Here is a 20428-nt window from a genome sequence, read left to right on the forward strand (position 1 = left end):
CCCGCCACTGGCAATGGCGTCAGGTACAACTGCGCCGCGACCCAGCCTGTGGGGTTTGCGGCGGGGTCTGCGCATGAACTCTTTGATTTTACCCCGCACTCTGGCCAACGCCCTGCTCGGTGATCTGCAGTCCGGCGCGGGACAAGGGCTGGTCGGCGCTTTGCAAGAACGCCCCTGCTCCGTTTACCCGGTCAGTGCCGAACAACGCGGCATGGCGCTGGATCTGCTGACCAGCCGGGGCGAAACGCTTTTTGCCTGCTATGCGGCGGCTCCGCAGGAACCTTACAGCACTTTGCCCGAAAAGCCCCTGAGCCCCTTTGATCCACCCTACCAAATCCGTCTGGCAACCGACATCCGTGGGGTGATCGTACTACGCGCCTATGCCCGGACAGCCGGACAAGGCTGGCAGGAAAAAATCATCGAGCTGGAAAATGACTGAAGACCATGGATTTTCGGTCATGTCCTTCAATATTCAGGTGGGTATTGGCTCTCATCGTGCCCGGCACATGCTGCTCCATGGCTGGAAATATGTAATGCCGCACGGCCAGAGCCTGCGCAATCTGGAACGCATTGCCGAAATTCTTTCGGAAGCGGATATTGTCGGCCTGAATGAAGTAGATGCCGGGTCATTTCGCAGCCAGTATGTCAATCAGGCCGGTTTTTTGGCAGAACGGGCGCACTTTCCTTACTGGGCGCAGCAACGCACCCGTGATTTTGGCGAGCTGGCCCAGCACAGTAACAGCATACTCTCGCGCTGGCCCATTGCCCGCAGTGAACCGCACACTCTGCCGAGCTTCATGAAAGGTCGGGGCATGCTGGAAACCAGCACCGAAATCAATGGTAGGGCTCTGACTGTCGTCATCACCCATCTGGGCCTCAGTCGTCACGCCCGTTTCAGTCAAATCCGCGATCTCGCGCAACGTCTGCGCCAGCGCCGCCATCTCATTCTCATGGGCGACCTCAACTGCACCGCCCGCTCTCCGGAAATCCGCCTGCTCCTGGCCGAAAGCGGGCTACAGGCGCCGCCCTGGAACCCGCCTACCTTTCCGAGCTGGTCTCCGCGCTTTTCCTTTGACCACATTTTCTGTAGTCCGGATCTGGAATTCACCGAAATTGAAAGTATTGGCGAACCCCTGTCCGATCATCTGGCCCTCAAGGCGCGACTGCGCTGGAACTCGAAGCCAGGGGAAAATGTAAGGACCCGGTCACTGTAAAAGGAATCCGGCTGTCAAAAGGTCCTGTTACCAGATAACCCTTGACGGCATAGGGCAGGCCCTTCTGACTGTCGACACTGCCCAGTTCACCCAACACGGGTAACAAATTACCCGTAACCGGGATGGAAACCACGCTACTTCCATACGCCGGAACCTGCACAGGCTTATTCAGCAGGCCATAAGCCACCTGCCGGTTTTGCACAAACAGTTGCGCTTCTCCGGCCTTGGCGCGCAGGGCACTGCTGTTGGGATTACTGATTTTCAGGTCCAGGATAAAAGTCTGCGACACAAAACCTACCGACTGGGGATGAATGCTTTCCAGTTGCACCTGCGGCGAATGGGCCGGAAAAGCGCTGCAAGCCGTCAACGGCAAAGCGGCCATCATCAGCAAAGGCCAACGCCAAAAACTTTGGGAGAAGCCAGCACTTCGTGTAACAATACCCATCAGTCCACTCCAGCAGATCCAAGCGACTGAGTATAACCCAAGGAATATCCGATAAAAGCCCATTTCGCGCATGACCGACCATAATCCCCAAGAGCCTCGCTGGCAGATTCAGGAGCAGACCATCACCCTGAGCGGTCGCTGGACCTTACGCCGCCTGGGCGGTAGTTTTGCCCAACAGCAAAAAATGCTGAGCAACATTCACGCCGACCTGATCTGGGATTTACGCAATCTGGAAGCACTGGATAGCGCCGGTGCGCTGCTGCTCTGGCAGGCCTGGGGAAACCGTTTCCCCGAAAAAATACAGTTGAACGATTTGCATCAGGCCATATTCACCCGACTGGCCGATTTACAACCTTTGACGCATCCCCCGCGCCGTCCCTTTCAGATTCTGGACGCTCTCGGTGCTTTTCTTGTCGAAACCGGCGGTGATCTTTGGGGGATTTTTTTGTTGATGGGTGCGCTACTGCTGGAATTCGGGCGCGGCTTGCGGCATCCCCGCAGCTTTCCCTGGCGGGAAATATCCGCCACCATTGTCAGCACCGGCCCCAGTTCCCTGCCCATTTTGACGCTCATCGGCTTTTTGATCGGGGTGGTGATTTCCTTTCAGTCGGCTTCCACCCTGGCCCAATACGGGGCCAACATTTACATCGTCAATATTGCCGGTCTGAGTATTTTGCGGGAGTTTGGACCGTTGATCACGGCGATCATCCTTTCCGGCCGTTCGGGTTCAGCGTTTACCGCCCAGATCGGGGCCATGCGCGTCACCGAAGAACTCGATGCCCTGCGCACCTTTGGTATCCCCCCCATCCGCCGTCTGGTGTTACCCAAAGTCATCGCCCTGGCTCTGGTGGTTCCCTTGCTGGTGTTGTGGACGGACATGGTGGGAATTCTCGGCGCCATGTTGGTCGCCAAGGCCAACCTGGGCATCAGCTACCACTTTTTCATTCAGGAAATGCCCGTCGCCGTTCCCAGTTTCAATTTATGGCTGGGTATTATCAAAGGCGCCGTTTTCGGCATACTGATTGCCTGGATTGCTGGTTTTCATGGCTTGAAAGTCAAACCCAACACCACCAGCCTGAGTCGGGAAACCACCAATTCCGTGGTGTTCTCCATCACCCTGGTGATTCTCATTGACGCCATCCTCGCGCTGGTATTTGCCAATACGGGGATTAGCTGATGGAACGGCCTGATGCCATCATCTTGGAAAATATTGGTACCCGCTTCGGAGACTACTGGATTCACCGCAATCTGGACCTGACAGTCCACTGCGGCGAAATTCTCGCCATTGTCGGTGGTAGTGGCACCGGCAAAACCACCCTGTTGCGGGCCATGATGGGCCTGGTCCCCATTGCCGATGGCAAGCTGACCATACTCGGCAAAAATCCGCAAACCCTGACCCTGCGCGAACAAATTGCCCTGCGCCAGCGCTGGGGCGTACTTTTCCAGCAAGGTGCCCTGTTTAGCGCCCTGACCGTTTTCGAAAATATTGCCTTTCCCCTGCGTGAATGGGGACACCTGACCCGCAGCGAAATCAATGATCTGGTGGCCCTGAAATTACAGATGGTCGGACTTCAGCCCAAAGATGCCTGGAAACTGCCCGCCGAGCTTTCGGGCGGCATGATCAAGCGCGTGGCCCTGGCGCGAGCGCTGGCCATGGAAGCGGAAATTCTCTTTCTGGACGAGCCCACCTCGGGACTGGACCCCATTGCCGCCTCGGATTTTGATGCACTGCTGAGGCAGGTACATGCGGATATCGGCTTTACCGTGGTCATGGTCAGTCATGATCTGGACAGTCTCGCGGCCACCGCCAGCCGGGTGGCGGTACTGGCCGACCACAAGGTACTGACCGTGGGCCCCCTCAATGCAGTGCAGGCCGTGGATCATCCCTATATTCAGGCATTTTTTCATGGGGAGCGCGGTGAAAGGCTGCTCAACAGCCTCCGCGCCACCGGCAAGCTGCCTACTCTCCCCAGCGACGACCAATCTGGTTGGGCACGCCAATCTGATCCAGCACCCGCGCGACCATAAAATCCACCAAATCTTCAATGCGCTGGGGACGATGGTAAAAACCCGGACTGGCCGGCAAAATCCGCACCCCCATGCGCGCCAGACTCAGCATATTTTCCAGATGAATGGTCGAAACCGGACTTTCCCGGGGCACCAGCACCAACTTGCGGCCTTCCTTGAGCATGACGTCTGCCGCGCGTTCGGTCAGATTATCGGACAAACCATGGGCAATAGCCGCAAGAGTGCCTCCCGAGCAAGGGCAAATCACCATGGCGCGAGGCGCATTGGAACCCGAAGCGACGGGGGAATACCAGTCATGCGGGGCATAAACAGACAACAGACCAGGCTCGGTCCCAAAATGGGTATTAAGAAACCGGGTGACACCCTCGGGCTTTTCCGGCAAATCCAGCCCCAGCTCTTCCTTGCAGACCACCCGCGCCGCGTCGGAAATCAGCAGATAAACCTGAATCCCGGCGGTGAGCAGGACCTCCACCAGACGCATACCGTAAGCTGCCCCCGAAGCACCCGTCATCGCCACACAAATACGGTCCTGCGGACTCTGTTCTGCCATTATGTTTCTCTTGTTGTGACGGCATTTCTGCGCGCCAGTTCCGCCAACAACCGCCCATGAATGCCCGCAAAAGCCCCGTTACTCATCACCAGAACCTGATCTCCGGCCTGTAATTCGTCAAGAATCTGCTGTAGCAGCTCATCCATGTCCGGGGAAACTTGCGCCGTTCCCGCCAGGGCGGCGCGAACATCCCAGCCTATATCGGCGGGGGCAAAAACAAAAGCACGATCAGCCCCCTGCAGGCTGGCCGCCAAAGTCTGCTGATGTATTCCCAGCTTCATGGTATTGGAACGCGGCTCCAGTACGGCAATCAAGCGGCCGGAGGCGCCCATCTGCCCGCGCAAGGCGGCAATGGTCGCCGCAATGGCCGTGGGATGATGGGCAAAATCATCATACACCGACACCCCGGCAGCGCTACCCCGTAATTCCAGACGCCGACGCACCCCCCGAAAACGGCGCAAGGCAGCTATGCCCACGTCCAGGGGGACTCCAGCATGCCGCGCAGCCAGCAAGGCTGCCAGGGCATTTTCGGCATTAAACACCCCCGCCGTATCCCACTCAGCCTGCCCACGCAACTGCCCCTGCTCCACAATACTGAAGCGCCGGCCATCGGGACTATCCAGTTGCACCTGCCAATCTCCCCCGTCGGCAAAATGCTGCACCGGCGTCCAGCAGCCCTTGTCCAGCACCTGCTGTAAAGCGGGTGCCGCCGCGTTGACGATCAACGCGCCAGTACCAGGCACTGTCCGCAACAAATGATGGAACTGGGTGATAATGGCCGCGAGATCCGGAAAAATATCGGCATGATCATATTCCAGATTATTCAGTATCAGCGTACGCGGATGATAATGCACGAATTTGGAACGCTTATCGAAAAAGGCCGTATCGTATTCGTCGGCCTCAATCACAAAAAACGGACTATCGGTAAGCCGCGCCGAAATCCCGAAATTCAGCGCTTCGCCTCCAATCAAAAAGCCCGGATTAAGTCCCGCTTCCTGCAATATCCAGGTCAATATGGAAGTTGTGGTGGTTTTTCCGTGGGTGCCTGCCACTGCCAGTACCCAGCGACTGGCGAGAATCTCCCGCGACAGCCAGGCAGGGCCGGATTCATAGGGAATCTGCCGATCCAGCACCGCCTCTACACAAGGATTTCCCCGGGACAGGGCATTACCAATAATGACCAGATCCGGCGCGGGATTGAGCTGTTCGGGATCATACCCTTCATGCACCACAATTCCCTCGCGGGCTAGCAGGTCACTCATGGGCGGATAAGTATGAGTATCAGAACCCGTTACCTGATGCCCGGCGGCACGCGCTAACAAGGCCACGCCGCCCATGAAAGTCCCACAAATACCGAGGACGTGAATATGCATGCGGGATTAGTGCATGGTACTGCGGGATGGAGCGCCCAAACGCTGATCGAGCATCTGGTTGGCCAGTTCAAAAAGTGCGGAGAATTTCTCCAGCAACTCCTGATAACGGGTCATCAAATCTTCTTCTTCGGCCAGCACCGGATGATCGTCCAGAGAACGCGCCAGCATGTCACGGGCCATGCCCAAACGCTCCACCACCTCAAAATACGCCCAACCATCGGGAGGTTGGGCACTGGCTGCGGCCATTTCCTGCTGGTAATACCAAACCAGAGCACCCCGGGTAACAGCCCGGGCAGCGGTGGGTTCTTCCACTTCCGTCAACTGCCACTCGTGACTGGTGGGTTCCTGCCAGTCCATATACACATGCCAGCGCTGGCCGTTTTCGTCGGACATAAACTCCAGACGCACCCCCACCCCCTGGTCGCCAAGGCGGGCAATCAGGCGCTCTGCCTCTTCCCAATCATCGGCATAATCCGGAATGGGACTGCCGGGGACAGAACCCATGACCAGCAGCTCCACCTGCTCCAGATAATGGTGGTCCAGCGCAGCGCTACGGGCGATTTCCAGCGCGTCATTGCTACTCAAAGAAGGTTCCTTCCACCGGACTGCTGGCGCTGGCGTAGAGCTTGCGCGGCATCCGGCCAGCCAAAAACGCCTTGCGCCCGGCATCTACACCCAGACGCATGGCTTCCGCCATCAATATCGGGTCCTTGGCAGCGGCAATGGCCGTATTCAGGAGTACCCCATCACAACCCAGTTCCATGGCTACCGCCACATCCGAAGCCGTACCCACCCCTGCATCCACCAGAATCGGCACCGTCGCCTGTTCAAGAATAATGCGCAGATTATAGGGATTACGAATGCCCAACCCCGAACCAATGGGTGCTGCCAGCGGCATCACTGCCACACAGCCCATTTCCGCGAAGGCCTTGCAGGCCACCGGATCATCCATGCTGTACACCATCACCTCAAAACCCTCGGCAACCAAGGTTTTAGCCGCTTCATAGGTTTGCCGCATATCTGGATAAAGGGTCTGAGGATCGCCAATGACTTCCAGCTTGACCAGTTTCCAGTCGCCCAGTTCACGGGCCAGACGACAGGTGCGCACCGCGTCTTCAGCGGTATAACAGCCCGCCGTATTGGGAAGAATGGTAAATTGATCCGGAGGCAAAGCCTCCAGCAAATTGGGAGCGTCGCGGTCCTGGCCAAGATTCACCCGACGCAACGCCACGGTAATAATTTCCGCGCCCGCCGCATCTACAGCCGCCCGGGTTTCTGCAAAATCCTTGTACTTGCCCGTACCCACCAACAATCTGGAATGGTACGCACGCCCCGCGATCACCAGGGGATCTTTATGCATGGTCATTATCTCACCTCAAAATAGGGATTGATGCCGCAGCGCCAACCATTAACCGCCGCCCACCGCCTGAATGATTTCCAGACGATCACCCGCCGCAACCATGACCTCGCTATGGGTGCTGCGCGGCACAATTTCGCCATTGCGCTCCACCGCCACCCGCCGCTCCGCCCAACCCAAATCGGCCAGTAGCTCCAGCACCGTCATTTGCTCCGGCACCTCACGGGGCACACCATTTACCTGTATCAGCATGCCTGCGATGCTAGAACCTCCCCGCAGGGGCGTCAATCCCGCAACTCTTGCAAAAGTTCCGCACTCCGTTTGCGCCATCGCGGCATTTCTGCGCGAAATGCCGCAAGTCTTTCGAACGGGAGCGCGCTCGTGCCATTCTCCACACACTCAACGCGCGCCACAGGACGCCCATGACGCGTAATGATAACCGTCTCACCATTTTCGACCTGATGAAGAATTTCACTCAGATGCGTTTTTGTATGCGCCAGCGTATAAGTTCCCATCATTTTCTCCCAAGATGGCTATATTTATGGCCAAAATAAAGGACCTAAACATCAAGATCAACAATTTTGGGGGTGATGCCTTGTATATAAACCAAAGCCCGCCTAGGATAACGAGATTATGCCCACCATCGATCACATAGACGCAGCGCGGGTAGTGATCTACCTCAACGATCATCGTCCTGCTCATGTGCACGTGGTAAAAGGGGATGGTAAGGCAGTATTCATATTGCATTGCCCGAAAGGGCCACCGGAGCTACGGGAGAGCACTGGCTTTTCCAGGACGGAGATACGTCACATTCTGGAAGAAAGCATATCCCGATTGGCATTATTCTGTGGAGAGTGGGAGAGGTACCATGGACCAGATAGACAAAATTCTTGAGCGCGACTGGGACGCTGCAAATCAGCGTGGACAGGAGACGCTTGCTGCTGGCCCACTGGCGGAGTCCGCCTACTATGACCAACCTACGGGAAAGATCGTGATAGAGCTGAACAACGGCGTTGGTCTACACATCCCACCAGCATTGATTCAAGGCATAGAGAATGCCACCCCCGCAGATATGGCAGAGATCGTCATTCAGGGACGTGGCCTTGGACTACACTTCCCGCGATTGGACGCTGATCTGTACGTCCCTGCATTGGCGCGGGGCATTCTCGGTACATCGGCATGGATGCGCAACCTTGGGCAGAAGGGAGGCGTATCAAAAAGCCCCGCCAAGGCAGCAGCGGCACGAAGAAACGGACGGCTTGGCGGGCGTCCACCATCCACAGAAAAGAAGGCTGTATCGTAATGTCTCATGTTAGGCAGAGAGAGGCCCACAAGACACAAGGACGCATTCTGTCTAACAAGATGAGCGTTGATGAATATCTAGCCGGCGAGCAGGACGGTGAGTTCCGGCACGAATATATTGATGGCATGGTCTATGCCATGGCCGGATCCAGTCGCCGTCACGCGCTGATAGTCACCTCCCTCACCCTCTTGTTGGGTCCCAAAGCACGGCAGCAAGGCTGCCAACTTTTCACCAATAACATGAAAGTGCGTATCCAGCAGGCCGGAGAGGAGAGCTTTTATTACCCCGACCTGATACTCGGCTGCGATCCCAACGATCGGGAAACTTACTTCAGCACCCGCCCCTGCCTGATTATCGAAGTGGTTTCTGAAAGCACCGAACGCATCGACCGGCGCGAAAAACTTTATGCCTATACCGGCGGACTGCCCAGTCTGCACGAATACCTGCTGCTCGCTCAGGACTGTCTTCAGGCTGATCTATATCGCCGCAGGTCAGAAGGCTGGCAGCATGAAAAGCTTGTCGAAGGCAGCATCCATCTGGATTGTCTGGATATGGACGTGAGCATCGATGATATCTACCAGGATGCCGAGCGTGCGTAACAGCCCCATGCGTCGCCCAACGCCTTGACAGCATTCAGCCCCGCCCCCTAATCTCCTCACTATGACCGCCGCCCCTCGCCCTGCGCGCTATGAAGATCTTTTGGACCTGCCTGAAAACATGGTGGGTGAGATCATTGCTAGCCAAATGCATACCCAACCCCGACCGGCACCTGCTCATGCCCTTGCCACATCAAACCTTGGGATTGAACTTGGACAACCTTTCGGACGTGGGCGCGGTGGCCCCGGCGGCTGGTGGATTCTGGATGGGCCAGAACTCCACCTGAATGCAGACATTTTCGTACCCGACCTCGCAGGCTGGCGCCGCGAACGCATGCCAGTGTTACCTCAAACCGCCTGGTTTGAAATGGCCCCGGACTGGGTCTGCGAAGTGCTTTCCCTCACCACGGCGCGCACAGATCGCATTCTCAAACTTCCCCGCTATGCTGCCGCTGGCATCGCCCACTGCTGGTTAATTGACCCCGAAGTCCGCACTCTGGAAGCTTTCGCCAATCAGGACGGTCATTGGCAGCTGCTCGGCACTTGGGGCGGCGATAATGAAGCCAGCATTGATCCGTTTGCGGCGGTTCCTTTGTCGCTGGCTGGGCTATGGGTGGATTGAAGATATGCGCCTCAGCCCCCTGCAAATCGCCCAGATCCGCCAGAGCGCTGCCGAAAGCTTCGGCCCCGAAGCCCGTGTCTGGCTCTTCGGTTCGCGCGTGGATGACCGCAAGCGGGGCGGCGACATTGATCTGCTCGTTCAGACGCGCGCGCTGTCGTCTGACGTTGCATTGCGGTGCAAAATATGCATGCTTGGCCTGCTAGAATCCCGCCTTGGCGAGCAAAAAATCGACCTTGTCATCGAACAGCCTAACGATGATCGCCCCATTGTGCGCGTCGCCCACGAAACCGGGCTTGCTTTGTGAAACAGACGCCAGAACGACTCGCCTTGGCTCATGCCTATTCGACATGCCTTGGTCACGCGGAAGCCCTGCAGGAGGCGCTCGTTGATCTCCATCAGCGGGATCTGCACGAACTCGAGTGGAATAAGCTTGCCAAGGAAGATCGCCGTCTGCTCGATCAGTTCGCCTACCGATATACGCGCATTCAAGACGATATGGGTACACGACTGATGCCTGCCATTCTGTGCGCATTGGAGGAGGATATCGCCGCCATGCCTGTCGTGGATCGCCTCAATCGTCTGGAACAACTGGGCTGGCTACCCTCTGCGGCGGAGTGGTCGGAACTTCGCCGTATCCGCAACACATTTGCCCATGACTACCCGGAAACGCCAGCGGAACGCCACGCGCAGTGGCGCTTGGCTATAGCTGCCGCTGAACAGGTATTGACCATACTGGATGGATTTGCCACCCGTATGCACACAGTGCTGCCGGGCTGAACCCTATGCGCCTCAGCCCCTAACATGACCGCCCCTCACCCCCGCATTGCCCGGTCTACCCTCATCAATCTGGCAGGTCTCCTCATCCCCACCCTGGTTTCTCTAGCCACTGTTCCCCTATACCTGCGCTGGATTGGTGAAGTCCGTTACGGCGTTTTGCTTCTCGCCTTCTCTATACTGGGTTATTTCGGTGCCTTTGACCTCGGGCTCGGGCGTGCCGTGGCGCAGCGGATCGCCCGACAGGAAAATGACGAGGAACGTAACCGTACCTTTTGGACCGCCTTCCTTCTGAGCGCGGGCATGGGTATATTGGGTGGAATTATTCTTTTTTTTCTCGGCCACTGGCTTTTTTCTGACATTTTTCAGATGCCGATTATGCTACATGCCGAAGCCCAAAAGGCCATTCCCTGGCTCGCCGCTATCGTCCCACTCATCGCACTTATCTCCGTCCTGGCAGGAACGCTTGAAGCGCGTCAGGCCTTTGTCTCCCTCAATGTCAGCCAGATCATAGGCGTCATAGGCCTCCAGACCTTGCCTCTCCTTAGTGTTGCTCTCGGCCATGGGAGCATCGCCGCACTCATCGCTTCCGCGCTTGTCGGCCGCCTGATGGGGGTGATAGTTATGTTCTGGCTGACTGCCCGCAAATTACCCTTTTCGGGATGGCCAGCCCTGCACCGCGCAGAGATTGGCCCTTTGCTGCGCTTTGGTGGATGGGTCAGCGTTTCCGGGGCTGTCACACCGTTACTTACCATCATTGACCGCATCATCATCGGTGCTCAACTCGGTGCTGCTGCCGTTACTGCCTACACTGTACCTTTTAATCTAAGCCAACGGCTTACCTATCTACCTTATGCTCTCAACACCACTCTGTTCCCGCGTTTTTCTAAAGCGCAAGAGGAAGATGCCAAAGGGCTCTTACGCCAAGCCGTAACTGTACTTACTGCCATCCAGACTCCCTTCATCGTCCTCGCTATCCTGCTAATGCACCCATTCCTCTTTCTCTGGATCGGTGAGACCCTCGCTGCAAAGATGGCACCTATAGCTATTATTATACTATTAGGTATATGGATCAATGGTCCTTCATATCCCTGCTATGCTTTTTTGCAGGCAACTGGGAGGCCAGATATCATGACTAAGTTTTATATTATACAATTAATCCCTTTCCTTATAGCGCTCTGGCTACTCATTGAATGGCATGGAATTTATGGAGCCGCCGTAGCCTGGTCTTTACGTATGCTTGCAGACGCAATTGCGTGGTTTTCTGCAAGTGATGGCTTGGTAAACGCCTTAAAATTAATTAGCAGGACCATACCTCTAGTTATAACGGCTATTTTTCTGACAACATTAAATAGCAATAGATACCTTTTTATTTTATTTTCAGGACTCCTTATCTTCACAACTACTTACTTGTGTCTGAGAATGATACCGCACTCATCTATATCAAAAATTCCAATCATAAATAATTTTGCAATTAGCCGGCGCGACAAAAAAAATTATTAGATCATTTAGTTAAATAGAAAAGTAGGACACATGAAAGCATTCTGCAAAGAAATCGTACGATTCGCACTATCTAATCCAACGATCATATCCACTACCCGAAAACTGCTTAAGCGTACCCCACACTTAGAAGAGAAAGTACGGGTATGGAATTACCTACTCAAGAAAAATCTTTTTTATAATAAAAGCGCACTAATTTATACCACAAAACATCAGATCAAAACTATAAATTACCATGAACAGAAACAACTTTTAATTGATATATCTGAACTGATATTACGCGATTTGCATACTGGCATTCAGCGTGTTGTGCATGGAATTCTACTAGAACTCCTAAACAACCCTCCTGTTGATCATTACATCATAAAGATCGTTTATAGTGATGCTTTAGGTCAACTCCGCTACGCAAACAAATTTACTAAAAAATTGCTAGAAGAGTTAGAGCATGATGCCGATGATTCTTTAATCGAGGCACGTTCTGGGGACATCTTTTTCTGCCCAGATCTCCATCTAAATTATCCATTTGCGACATTGGCTGCTCTACAACAGCGCGGATTGCACATTATTTTTGCCATTCACGACATCATAGGGCTAAGGAATGCCCATCTCTTTCCCAGGGCCTACGAACTCGCCTTTACCGACTGGATCGCCGGTGTCATGTCCGTGACCGATGCCATTGTCTGCGTCTCCCGTACTGTAGCCAGTGAAGTCAAAACCTGGTTGGAGGAGCATCCCGGACAACGTACTTACCCCTTGCCCATCGGCTATTTTCACCTTGGCGCTAATATCGAATCCAGCCAACCCATTCAAGCGCCGGACATCGATAGTATATTAATCCTAGCCGCATGCCGGTCGCACCCCACCATACTTATGGTCGGTACCATAGAACCGCGTAAAGGTCACTCTCAAGCATTGGCTGCTATGGAAATATTCTGGAAAGTAGGCATGGATCTTAATCTGGTCATTATCGGAAAGGAAGGCTGGCGCACCCGGCAACTTGCGCGTCAATTACGCCGTCATCCTGAACGCAACCAGCATTTATTCTGGCTTGAAAATGCCAGTGATTCCCTCCTGATTGAACTTTATAAGCAGTCCAGTGCGTTACTCGCCGCATCCTTCGCAGAAGGATTTGGCCTGCCTCTGATTGAGGCGGCGTACTATGGATTGCCTATTATTGCTCGTGATATCCCTATTTTTCATGAAGTAGCGGGTGAATATGCCTACTATTTCCCTAACACTAATAGTTCTGATTTGGCCGAATGCATTCAGCACTGGCTTGAGCTTGATGCAGAAGGAAAGGCTCCACAATCAAAAGGAATGCCCTATCTGACATGGGAGCAAAGCACTCAACAACTACTCAAGGTAATTCTAGAAGATAACTGGTATATCACCTATCAACCTGATGAGGGTCTGCTCGAAAAGCACAAATAGCAGCCTTTCTCCTCTTTTTTCATCACAGTTTCTCCGTGCCATGAATAGATCAGGATCAGTTAGGTCAGAAAATTTATAATGGTGACTTTCTTATAACTTATCTGTCAGCCACCCAAAGTCGATAAAAGACAAATGCACCGGAATCGATCAACATTCGTTTCGCAATCAAAAGCCCTCACTACAATAGGATACTTGTCATTTGGCTAAAGCGTTTTATAAAAAATAATATTTGCCGTACAAGGAAGAACTTTCTGTAAAAATGGAAAAAAATTTAATACCGTGTAATATACTTTCTCAAATCTCCCCCTTCTTATTGTTGATGGATAATATTCACACTTAAATTCTAGACCATATTTTTTAGATAAAGAATCGAGTTCAGATACGATAAGCACATCCTCAGGAACTTCAGGACGCTTCCTATTGACCCTCCAATAGGCTAGCTTATAGAGATATCTTGGCGTAGTTGGCTCATAATAGTAGATTGCGCGGCCACCTTTCTTAAGAATTCTTGATAATTCTTCAATGGTTTTCCTATGTTCTAGAAAATGATGAGCGGCAGCAAATGTGAACAAAAAATCAATAGATTCGTCTTTTTCATTGGTTGAATAGCTTTTGCATGAATATGACTTATCAACCTTCACATCGAAAAGTTTTTCCCATTTCGGCAATTCCGAAACTGCATATTTACTTATATCAGTTGTTGTTATAGTTACTCCGTCATATATTCGTTTGTAAACACACGATCCCCACCCCTGACCGCCGCCGAGTTCCAAGACGTTAGCACCATCACATGGAGAGCTATATTTTTTAATACAGTCAATAAGTATTTCTGCCTCAGATACTTTATTGATGATATTATTTAATGATAGCTTTTCAAGTTCGCAAGATTCATTTTTAGATTTTTTCCAAAATTCAATTTCAATTTCATTTTTATCTTTTATATCCACTTAGTAGATCCTTTTTTAAAATCACATAAACCTCTCCGCCCGATAAGGCTCCGGATCCGTAAACGGCGTTTCACCGCCCATCATTTCTGCCAGCAGGCGTCCGGTTGTGGGGCCGAGGGTCAGGCCCTGGTGGCAGTGGCCAAAGGCGTACCAGAGGCCTTTCTGGCCGGGGGCGGGACCGATAATGGGCAGCATGTCGGGGGTGCAGGGGCGTGAGCCCAGCCAGGCTTCCGGGTCCAGGTGTTCACCGAGGCTGGGCAGAAGTCGCCGCGCCTGGGCTTCGGCGCGGGTCAGGGGAATAGGCGAACGTGGCGCGTCGCGGTCGGCGAATTCTGCGCCGGTCGTCAGGCGAATGCCCCTTTGCATGGGGGCTAGTACATAACCCTGATCGGCGTCCAGAACCGGGTGGCAGAGCGGCGTGGCGGGCTGGCTATAATGCATGTGGTAGCCCCGCTTCACGAAAAGCGGCGGATGAAAACCCAGTGCGCGGGTAATATCCGGCGACCAGGCTCCCAGGGCAATCACCAGTTCGGCGGCTTCTATGGGACCGTGTGCGCTTTGCACGCGCCAGCCCGCTTGTCCTTTTTGCACTTTTTCAGCATTACCGGTGCGGAACTCGCCGCCCAGTTGGGTAAAGTAATTCAAATAAGCGCGTGTCAGCGCGTGGGGGTCGGTAACGGCCAGCGGTTGGGTCCAGTGAATACCTCCCGCAAGACCGGGGCGCAAAGTCGCTTCCATCTGCGCCACTTGTGCCGTATCCAGTGCCTTATAAGTGACCCCAAAGTGCTCAGCCTTGTAGGCGGCTTCCTGCAGGGCGTGGTCCAGGGATTCTGCATGGGCATGAACCTGCAGCCAGCCACCGGTACGAAACAGGTTTGTCGCCCCGGCCAGTCCTGCCAGGGCCAGATGATCATCCAGGCAATGGGTAATCAGGGCGGCATAGTGGCGGGCAATGACCCGGTGCCGTTCTTCCTGGGAGTTGTACCAGTATTGCATAAAGGGAATAGCCAGACGGGGCAGCATGGTGCCGCGATAATAGGCTTCCGTCGAACGATTGCGGGCATAACTCAGCATCTGCGCCAGAGCACGCGGAAAGGGGTGCGGCATGACGGCCTCGCGCTGAATCAGGCCGGCGTTGCCAAATGATGTCCCCTCCCCCGGACCCTGGCGGTCGAGCAGCAGGGTTTGCCGACCGCGTAGTTGCAACTGCAGGGCAATAGATACACCGACAATGCCGGCTCCCAGGACGATGACAGCGTGTTGATTGGCCATCAGTATGCCTCCACCCGTCCACGAGGAGGGCAACCAAGCTCCATAACTTCCACGTTCTCTGCCATGACGGTCCCCCCTGAATGGCTTTAAAGCGAGATTCTGCCCCAATAACCCGCATTATGCTAATACAGCCTCCAGACGAAGCGAATGCGCAGCAGGCCGCACTTCTTTTTTTCGTCCATGACCCGGCAATGGTTTTTCCTCGACAATGACCAACCCGGAATCCGCCAGCACGTCTATATCCCGCTTCACAGCACTACGATCACGCCCGAGACGTTCCGCAATCTCGGTAATGGAAAGCGGTCTTTCCAAAACCACTTGCATTAGAGCAAGTCGGGCTGTAGTCAGCAGATGCAGCAAGTCTGAGGGGTCTTCAAAACTGATGATTTTTTCTTCGGAAATGGGTTGTCCGGCATCTGCTGTACGGGCAATTTTCTTGCCGCGTTCAAAGAACGTTTTTTCATGGGCTACCTGCAGTAACATTTTATTGCCTCCTTAAGGCCATCCAATCCTCTTCAAAACGTGCTTCGATATCCTCAAAACTGATAAAATCTATCGGGTGCATATCCCCCAAATAATGACGATGGTGGTATCCGTGCTGGTTGTCATATCCCACAACGCGACCGTTATCCACGGCGCATATCGCATGATTGATATACGCCAGGTTGTACCGTGTTACTTCGCCCCTTTCATCCACCCACACTTCCCGGCGCAGCTGCCCGTTCCCTCGCTTTCTGGAAATATGATGAACCTCATCAACCAGTTTCTTGTCAGCCATGATTAAATATATCACTTCTGATACCAAACAAGCCACTTATCTTCGCGATCACCTCAAATTTTATTTTGGTGGCTTGCTGCAACTTGACAGAAGGCAGTGGCTCGGCCATGGTTGCGGGAAATTGTGAGGACACCCATGCTGCATTTTCCTGATATCAATACCGTTGGTTTTCCCCTGGGCCCAATTACCATTCACTGGTATGGATTGCTTGAAATCATCAGCTTTGTCATTGCGACCCTGTGGTTGATCCGGCGTGGCAAAATGTCGCACTGGAACTGGCGCAAGGAGCAGGTCGTCGATCTGGAATTTTATGTGGCAGTCGGGGCCATATTGGGTGGTCGGGTGGGTTACATTATCTGGTATAACCTGCCCTACTATCTCAGTGAACCCATCAAGATGCTGTATATATGGGATGGTGGCATGTCCTTTCATGGCGGATTGCTGGGCGTGGTGCTGGCCTGCTGGGCGTTTGCCAAATCTCATCAAGCTCACAGTTTTCTGCCCACCCTCGATTTTATTGCACCGGCCGTACCCATTGGCTTGGGGCTGGGGCGTTTGGCGAATTTCATCAACGATCAGTTGTTTGGCCGGGTCAGTCACCTGCCCTGGGCCATGGTGTTTCCTGCCGGTGGACCGCAACCGCGCCAGCCTTCGCAAATTTACGAATTTCTGCTGGAGGGGGTGCTGTTGTTTCTGATTCTGGCTATTTACAGCCGCAAAGCGCGCCCAGCTGGAGCAATAGGCGGGATGTTCGTCCTGTTCTACGGCATTTTCCGTTTTGTGGCTGAGTTTGCCCGCCAACCCGATATTCAGTTGGGTTTTGTGTTTGGCCCGTTCACCATGGGACAGGTCTTGTCCGTACCGATGATTATTCTTGGCCCGGTGATTATCTGGTGGGCGTACAAGGGAGGCTTTGCCGAGTCACCGCCGGCAACAAACACGGCAGCCTCCAGCAAAACCGTCAGCGAACACTGATTTTCGACATTTTCGGGAGCTACTGACCAGTGGCTGATGAACTCAATGCACCGCAATTGGAGGCCGTCCACCACGTTCATGGCCCTCTGCTGGTTCTGGCTGGCGCGGGTTCCGGCAAAACCCGGGTCATCACCCGTAAAATTGTGCATCTGATTCGTGATCAACAGGTGGCCCCCAGACATATTTGCGCGGTGACTTTTACCAACAAGGCCGCCCGCGAAATGAAAAGCCGGGTCAGCCAATCCCTGCAGGGGCATAACAGCCGGGGCCTGATGGTATCTACCTTTCATCGTCTGGGCCTGGATATTTTGCGCAAGGACATTGAACGCCTGGGTTATCGCAACAACTTCAGCGTCATTGATCCGGGAGACAGTCTCAGCATGGTGCGCAACCTGCTGCGCGATGCCAATGGTCCCAGTGATCTGGCAGAGGCCATTCAGGCGCGCATTTCGCGCTTTAAAAATGACGGATTTCTGCCCCAGGAGGCCCAGGGGGAAGATCGGCTGGGGGAAGAAGCAGCGGTCATCTACAAGCCCTATCAACGTGCCCTGAGTGCCTGCAATGCAGTGGATCTGGATGATCTGATTCTGCTCCCTACCCGCCTGCTGCAGGAAAACGAGGAAGCCCGCACGGCCTGGCAGGATCGTATCCGTTATTTACTGGTAGACGAGTATCAGGACAGTAATGGTGCCCAGTATCGTCTGATCCGCAATTTGCTGGGCGTGCGTCACAACCTGACCGCTGTAGGGGATGATGATCAGAGTATTTATTCGTGGCGGGGGGCCGCAGCCGACAATTTGCATCGTCTGGCCCAGGATTATCCGGCCCTGAAAGTCATCAAGCTGGAGCAGAATTATCGTTCTACCGGCCGTATTCTCCAGTCCGCCAACGCGGTGATTGCGCAAAATCCCCATCTTTTTGAAAAGCGCCTATGGAGCAATCTGGGCGATGGTCATCCCATCCGGGTGTTGAACTGCGCCGATGAAAGTGATGAAGCCGAACAGGTGGTCAACGCCATTCTCCGTGACCGTTTTCAGCGCCAGGGAGAGTATCGGGATTATGCGATTCTTTATCGCAGTAACCATCAGTCCCGTCCTTTTGAAGCGGCTTTGCGCAATGCCCGCATTCCTTACCAGATTTCCGGCGGGTTGTCGTTTTTTGAGCGCAGCGAAATCAAGGATTTTCTGGCCTATTTGCGTTTGCTGAGTAACCCTGATGATGATCCGGCCTTTTTGCGCGCGGTCAACACCCCGCGTCGGGGCATTGGCAGCAGCACCCTCGAAAAGCTGGGCGAGTTTGCCAAGGCCCAGAATTTGTCTTTGTTTGCTGCGGTTTGGGAAGATGGGCTGGAACTGCCGGAAAAAGGCCGCAACGCCCTGCGCAGTTTTGCCGGATGGGTCAACCTGAAAGCCGATGAAGTCCAGAAAGCGGAGCTGATGCCCGCTCTGCAGAGCCTGCCCGATGACATTGGCTATTTATCCTATCTGCACAATGAAGGGGACGAAAAAGATGCTGCCCGGCGCTGGGAGAATATTCAGGAACTACTGGCCTGGATGCAGCGCCTGCAGGAGCAGGAAGATGGCCCGCAAACCCTGGTGGAAATTCTCAACCGGCTGATGCTGTTTAATGTGCTGGAGCGGGAAGAAGACGATGACCGCGATGTGCTGCGCCTTTCGACCCTGCATGCTGCCAAGGGCCTCGAGTTTCCCCAAGTGTTTCTGGTGGGCGCGGAGGAGGAGTTACTGCCGCATCGTAACAGTGAAACCCCGGAACAAATCGCCGAAGAGCGGCGCCTGTTTTATGTGGGAATGACTCGCGCCCGTTTCCGCCTGACCCTTAGCCGCTGCCGCAAACGACGGCGCTATGGTCAGGACGTCAATCCCAAGGCCTCCCGCTTTTTGCAGGAAATCCCCAAGGAACATCTGGACTGGCAGGGTGCAGACAGCGAGGCAGAGACCATGGACCCCGCCGTGGCTTTTGCCCGCCTGCGCGAAATGCTGGGTAAAAACTGAATGCCAGGTAAAAACTAATCTGATTCTGCATCAATACGCCAGACATCAAAATCATCTTGCACGCATGGAGCATCCATGTAAGCAACTATGACCGCATCGCAGGAACAAAAAGCATTCAAGACACCCACCGGATGACGCTTACGCAAAAAGGGCCATCCACAGACAGCCCCTTTTAGTGACAATAGCGCGCTGCAATCAGTGTGCGGCGACGCTACCCATCGCCTTGACGCGTGCAGAAAGACGGCTCTTGGTACGTGCAGCAGCGTTAGGATGAACGATTCCCTTACCGGCAGTCTTGTCGATGACCGATTCTGCGGCATGCAGGGCCACGCGGGCTTCTTCCTGATTACCAGCGTGGACGGCCTTGAGCACCTTCTTCACGTAGGTACGCAGGCGTGAACGCATGCTGGCATTGCGCAAGCGGTGGTTTTCGTTTTGTAACACGCGCTTGCGCGCCTGAGCTGTATTCGCCAAGTTTTACTCTCCGTGTCTTTGCGTAGCTGATTACTGATGAAATTTGAAGCTGCAAATTTTGACCCTTTCCTGCAACATTGTCAACGGATTATCTGCACATGCCGGGGTGGCAGGCGCAGCGTAGTCGCGACGGGGAAGACCTTGGCATTCGCTGTTCAGGTGTAATAAGGTAACACCTATTACTGATAGCAGGAGGTAAACTATGCCAGCCACTGCAGCAAAAACCGTATCGGTGAAACTGGATAACGATATACGCGATCGCATCCGGCATCTTGCCGATGTCCGACACCGCACAACGCATTGGATAATGCGACAGGCCATTGAGGAATATGTAGAGCGCGAGGAAAAGCGTGAGGCGTTCCGGCAGGGTACGCTCAAGGCATGGGAGGAATATCAGGAAACCGGCCTGCACGTCACTGGAGACGAAGTAATCGCCTGGCTGGAAACGTGGGGCGACGACAATGAGCAGACTGCACCGGCATGCCACAAGTAAAGTTCGCGCCCGCTGCCTTGCGGGACTTGGAGCGGTTGCGTGAATTTTTGCGTCCGAAGAACCCGGCAGCTGCTAAACGGGCTGCTGCAGCCATCGTGCAATCCCTGCAAGCACTTGGACATCATCCGCATATTGGGCGCACGGTTGAGGGCTTGTCGGAAGAATTCAGGGAATGGCTGATCGAGTTTGGCGACAGAGGATATGTGGCCCGCTATCGCTATGACGGCGCTGCGCTGGTGACGATCCTGGCCATTTGGCACCAGAAGGAGGCCGGGCTTTGACTT

Annotated in this window: 28 protein-coding genes; 16 read left to right on the forward strand and 12 right to left on the reverse strand. The window is 54.1% G+C overall.

What is annotated here, in order from left to right; all coding sequences use genetic code 11:
* Nucleotides 1-439: hypothetical protein (locus BLW97_RS07880; protein ID WP_242947761.1), on the forward strand; the 439-nt coding region annotated here is incomplete at its 5' end.
* Nucleotides 432-1214 carry an endonuclease/exonuclease/phosphatase family protein gene (locus BLW97_RS07885; protein WP_075322863.1) on the forward strand — a complete coding sequence of 261 codons (783 nt, stop codon included), beginning with the start codon at nt 432-434 and terminating at the stop codon, nt 1212-1214. The genes BLW97_RS07880 and BLW97_RS07885, both read left to right, overlap by 8 nt.
* On the opposite strand, the gene BLW97_RS07890 is transcribed toward BLW97_RS07885, so the two are convergent.
* Complete coding sequence (locus BLW97_RS07890) at nt 1153-1659, reverse strand: LEA/WHy family protein (RefSeq protein WP_075322864.1); 507 nt, start codon at nt 1657-1659, stop codon at nt 1153-1155. The genes BLW97_RS07885 and BLW97_RS07890 overlap by 62 nt on opposite strands.
* Before the next feature lie 70 nt (nt 1660-1729).
* Here BLW97_RS07890 and BLW97_RS07895 point away from each other — a divergent pair, with 70 nt between their 5' ends.
* Entirely contained in the window at nt 1730-2836 is a 1107-nt protein-coding gene (locus BLW97_RS07895) for an ABC transporter permease (protein ID WP_075322865.1), read from the forward strand.
* Nucleotides 2836-3687 (forward strand): ABC transporter ATP-binding protein, encoded by an 852-nt coding sequence (locus BLW97_RS07900; protein WP_075322866.1) that lies wholly within the window; start codon nt 2836-2838, stop codon nt 3685-3687. The genes BLW97_RS07895 and BLW97_RS07900 overlap by 1 nt, the downstream gene beginning before the upstream one ends.
* On the opposite strand, the gene BLW97_RS07905 is transcribed toward BLW97_RS07900, so the two are convergent.
* The 6 genes from BLW97_RS07905 to BLW97_RS07925 are packed head-to-tail and all read right to left on the reverse strand — an operon-like array spanning nt 3620 to nt 7485.
* The gene (locus tag BLW97_RS07905; protein WP_075322867.1) at nt 3620-4237 is read right to left on the reverse strand and encodes a flavin prenyltransferase UbiX; all 618 of its coding nucleotides are present in this window, start codon (nt 4235-4237) and stop codon (nt 3620-3622) included. The genes BLW97_RS07900 and BLW97_RS07905 overlap by 68 nt on opposite strands.
* Nucleotides 4237-5610, reverse strand: coding sequence for a UDP-N-acetylmuramate:L-alanyl-gamma-D-glutamyl-meso-diaminopimelate ligase (gene mpl / locus BLW97_RS07910; RefSeq protein ID WP_075322868.1), 1374 nt, complete (start codon nt 5608-5610; stop codon nt 4237-4239). The genes BLW97_RS07905 and mpl overlap by 1 nt, the downstream gene beginning before the upstream one ends.
* Nucleotides 5611-5616: 6 nt before the next feature.
* Nucleotides 5617-6195, reverse strand: a complete 579-nt coding sequence (locus tag BLW97_RS07915; RefSeq protein ID WP_010638695.1) for a hypothetical protein — start codon at nt 6193-6195, stop codon at nt 5617-5619.
* A complete protein-coding gene (locus BLW97_RS07920; protein ID WP_029316062.1) occupies nt 6188-6970 on the reverse strand; it encodes a thiazole synthase in 783 nt (260 codons plus the stop codon). The genes BLW97_RS07915 and BLW97_RS07920 overlap by 8 nt, the downstream gene beginning before the upstream one ends.
* A 48-nt stretch (nt 6971-7018) precedes the next feature.
* The gene (gene thiS, locus BLW97_RS19770) at nt 7019-7219 is read right to left on the reverse strand and encodes a sulfur carrier protein ThiS (RefSeq protein ID WP_207650575.1); all 201 of its coding nucleotides are present in this window, start codon (nt 7217-7219) and stop codon (nt 7019-7021) included.
* Nucleotides 7220-7251: 32 nt separating this feature from the next.
* Nucleotides 7252-7485: a type II toxin-antitoxin system Phd/YefM family antitoxin gene (locus BLW97_RS07925; RefSeq protein ID WP_077218316.1), complete on the reverse strand. Its 234-nt coding sequence runs from the start codon at nt 7483-7485 to the stop codon at nt 7252-7254.
* Between the two features lie 115 nt (nt 7486-7600).
* On the opposite strand from BLW97_RS07925, the gene BLW97_RS20415 reads away from it, so the two are divergent.
* From BLW97_RS20415 to BLW97_RS07965, 8 genes are all read left to right on the forward strand, one after another.
* Nucleotides 7601-7861 (forward strand): DUF4160 domain-containing protein, encoded by a 261-nt coding sequence (locus BLW97_RS20415; protein WP_010638686.1) that lies wholly within the window; start codon nt 7601-7603, stop codon nt 7859-7861.
* Nucleotides 7836-8270 carry a DUF2442 domain-containing protein gene (locus BLW97_RS07935; protein WP_075323621.1) on the forward strand — a complete coding sequence of 145 codons (435 nt, stop codon included), beginning with the start codon at nt 7836-7838 and terminating at the stop codon, nt 8268-8270. The genes BLW97_RS20415 and BLW97_RS07935 overlap by 26 nt, the downstream gene beginning before the upstream one ends.
* Nucleotides 8270-8869 carry a Uma2 family endonuclease gene (locus BLW97_RS07940; RefSeq protein ID WP_242947763.1) on the forward strand — a complete coding sequence of 200 codons (600 nt, stop codon included), beginning with the start codon at nt 8270-8272 and terminating at the stop codon, nt 8867-8869. The genes BLW97_RS07935 and BLW97_RS07940 overlap by 1 nt, the downstream gene beginning before the upstream one ends.
* Nucleotides 8870-8969: 100 nt before the next feature.
* A complete protein-coding gene (locus BLW97_RS07945; RefSeq protein WP_242947765.1) occupies nt 8970-9488 on the forward strand; it encodes a Uma2 family endonuclease in 519 nt (172 codons plus the stop codon).
* Between the two features lie 4 nt (nt 9489-9492).
* Nucleotides 9493-9792, forward strand: coding sequence for a nucleotidyltransferase domain-containing protein (locus BLW97_RS07950; protein ID WP_031572144.1), 300 nt, complete (start codon nt 9493-9495; stop codon nt 9790-9792).
* Nucleotides 9789-10265, forward strand: coding sequence for a hypothetical protein (locus BLW97_RS07955; RefSeq protein ID WP_077218319.1), 477 nt, complete (start codon nt 9789-9791; stop codon nt 10263-10265). The genes BLW97_RS07950 and BLW97_RS07955 overlap by 4 nt, the downstream gene beginning before the upstream one ends.
* Nucleotides 10266-10289: 24 nt before the next feature.
* The gene (locus BLW97_RS07960) at nt 10290-11765 is read left to right on the forward strand and encodes a flippase (RefSeq protein ID WP_075322872.1); all 1476 of its coding nucleotides are present in this window, start codon (nt 10290-10292) and stop codon (nt 11763-11765) included.
* A gap of 30 nt (nt 11766-11795) precedes the next feature.
* Nucleotides 11796-13193, forward strand: a complete 1398-nt coding sequence (locus BLW97_RS07965) for a glycosyltransferase family 4 protein (RefSeq protein WP_075322873.1) — start codon at nt 11796-11798, stop codon at nt 13191-13193.
* Nucleotides 13194-13396: 203 nt separating this feature from the next.
* On the opposite strand, the gene BLW97_RS07970 is transcribed toward BLW97_RS07965, so the two are convergent.
* The 4 genes from BLW97_RS07970 to BLW97_RS07985 all read right to left on the reverse strand — a co-directional run bounded on the left by BLW97_RS07970 (nt 13397) and on the right by BLW97_RS07985 (nt 16190).
* Nucleotides 13397-14140 carry a class I SAM-dependent methyltransferase gene (locus BLW97_RS07970; protein ID WP_075322874.1) on the reverse strand — a complete coding sequence of 248 codons (744 nt, stop codon included), beginning with the start codon at nt 14138-14140 and terminating at the stop codon, nt 13397-13399.
* Between the two features lie 21 nt (nt 14141-14161).
* Nucleotides 14162-15412, reverse strand: coding sequence for an NAD(P)/FAD-dependent oxidoreductase (locus BLW97_RS07975; protein ID WP_075322875.1), 1251 nt, complete (start codon nt 15410-15412; stop codon nt 14162-14164).
* 117 nt (nt 15413-15529) lie between these two features.
* On the reverse strand, nt 15530-15895 hold the full coding sequence (locus tag BLW97_RS07980; RefSeq protein ID WP_010638652.1) for an HVO_A0114 family putative DNA-binding protein: 366 nt from the start codon (nt 15893-15895) through the stop codon (nt 15530-15532).
* 1 nt (nt 15896) lies between these two features.
* Entirely contained in the window at nt 15897-16190 is a 294-nt protein-coding gene (locus BLW97_RS07985) for a toxin-antitoxin system TumE family protein (protein WP_075322876.1), read from the reverse strand.
* Between the two features lie 135 nt (nt 16191-16325).
* Between BLW97_RS07985 and lgt the strand changes: the two genes are divergently transcribed.
* Both lgt and BLW97_RS07995 read left to right on the forward strand, forming a co-directional pair.
* On the forward strand, nt 16326-17165 hold the full coding sequence (gene lgt / locus BLW97_RS07990) for a prolipoprotein diacylglyceryl transferase (protein WP_075322877.1): 840 nt from the start codon (nt 16326-16328) through the stop codon (nt 17163-17165).
* Between the two features lie 29 nt (nt 17166-17194).
* Nucleotides 17195-19177, forward strand: a complete 1983-nt coding sequence (locus BLW97_RS07995) for a UvrD-helicase domain-containing protein (RefSeq protein WP_075322878.1) — start codon at nt 17195-17197, stop codon at nt 19175-19177.
* A 195-nt stretch (nt 19178-19372) separates the two neighbouring features.
* On the opposite strand, the gene rpsT is transcribed toward BLW97_RS07995, so the two are convergent.
* Nucleotides 19373-19651 (reverse strand): 30S ribosomal protein S20, encoded by a 279-nt coding sequence (gene rpsT, locus BLW97_RS08000; RefSeq protein WP_010638638.1) that lies wholly within the window; start codon nt 19649-19651, stop codon nt 19373-19375.
* A gap of 202 nt (nt 19652-19853) precedes the next feature.
* On the opposite strand from rpsT, the gene BLW97_RS08005 reads away from it, so the two are divergent.
* Both BLW97_RS08005 and BLW97_RS08010 read left to right on the forward strand, forming a co-directional pair.
* A complete protein-coding gene (locus BLW97_RS08005; protein ID WP_010638636.1) occupies nt 19854-20144 on the forward strand; it encodes a CopG family ribbon-helix-helix protein in 291 nt (96 codons plus the stop codon).
* Nucleotides 20132-20425 (forward strand): type II toxin-antitoxin system RelE/ParE family toxin, encoded by a 294-nt coding sequence (locus BLW97_RS08010; protein ID WP_075322879.1) that lies wholly within the window; start codon nt 20132-20134, stop codon nt 20423-20425. Before BLW97_RS08005 ends, BLW97_RS08010 begins: the two co-directional genes overlap by 13 nt.
* Nucleotides 20426-20428: the final 3 nt, after the last annotated feature.

Origin of the sequence: Acidithiobacillus albertensis (assembly GCF_001931655.1) — a bacterium.
GTDB classification, from domain to species: domain Bacteria; phylum Pseudomonadota; class Gammaproteobacteria; order Acidithiobacillales; family Acidithiobacillaceae; genus Acidithiobacillus; species Acidithiobacillus thiooxidans.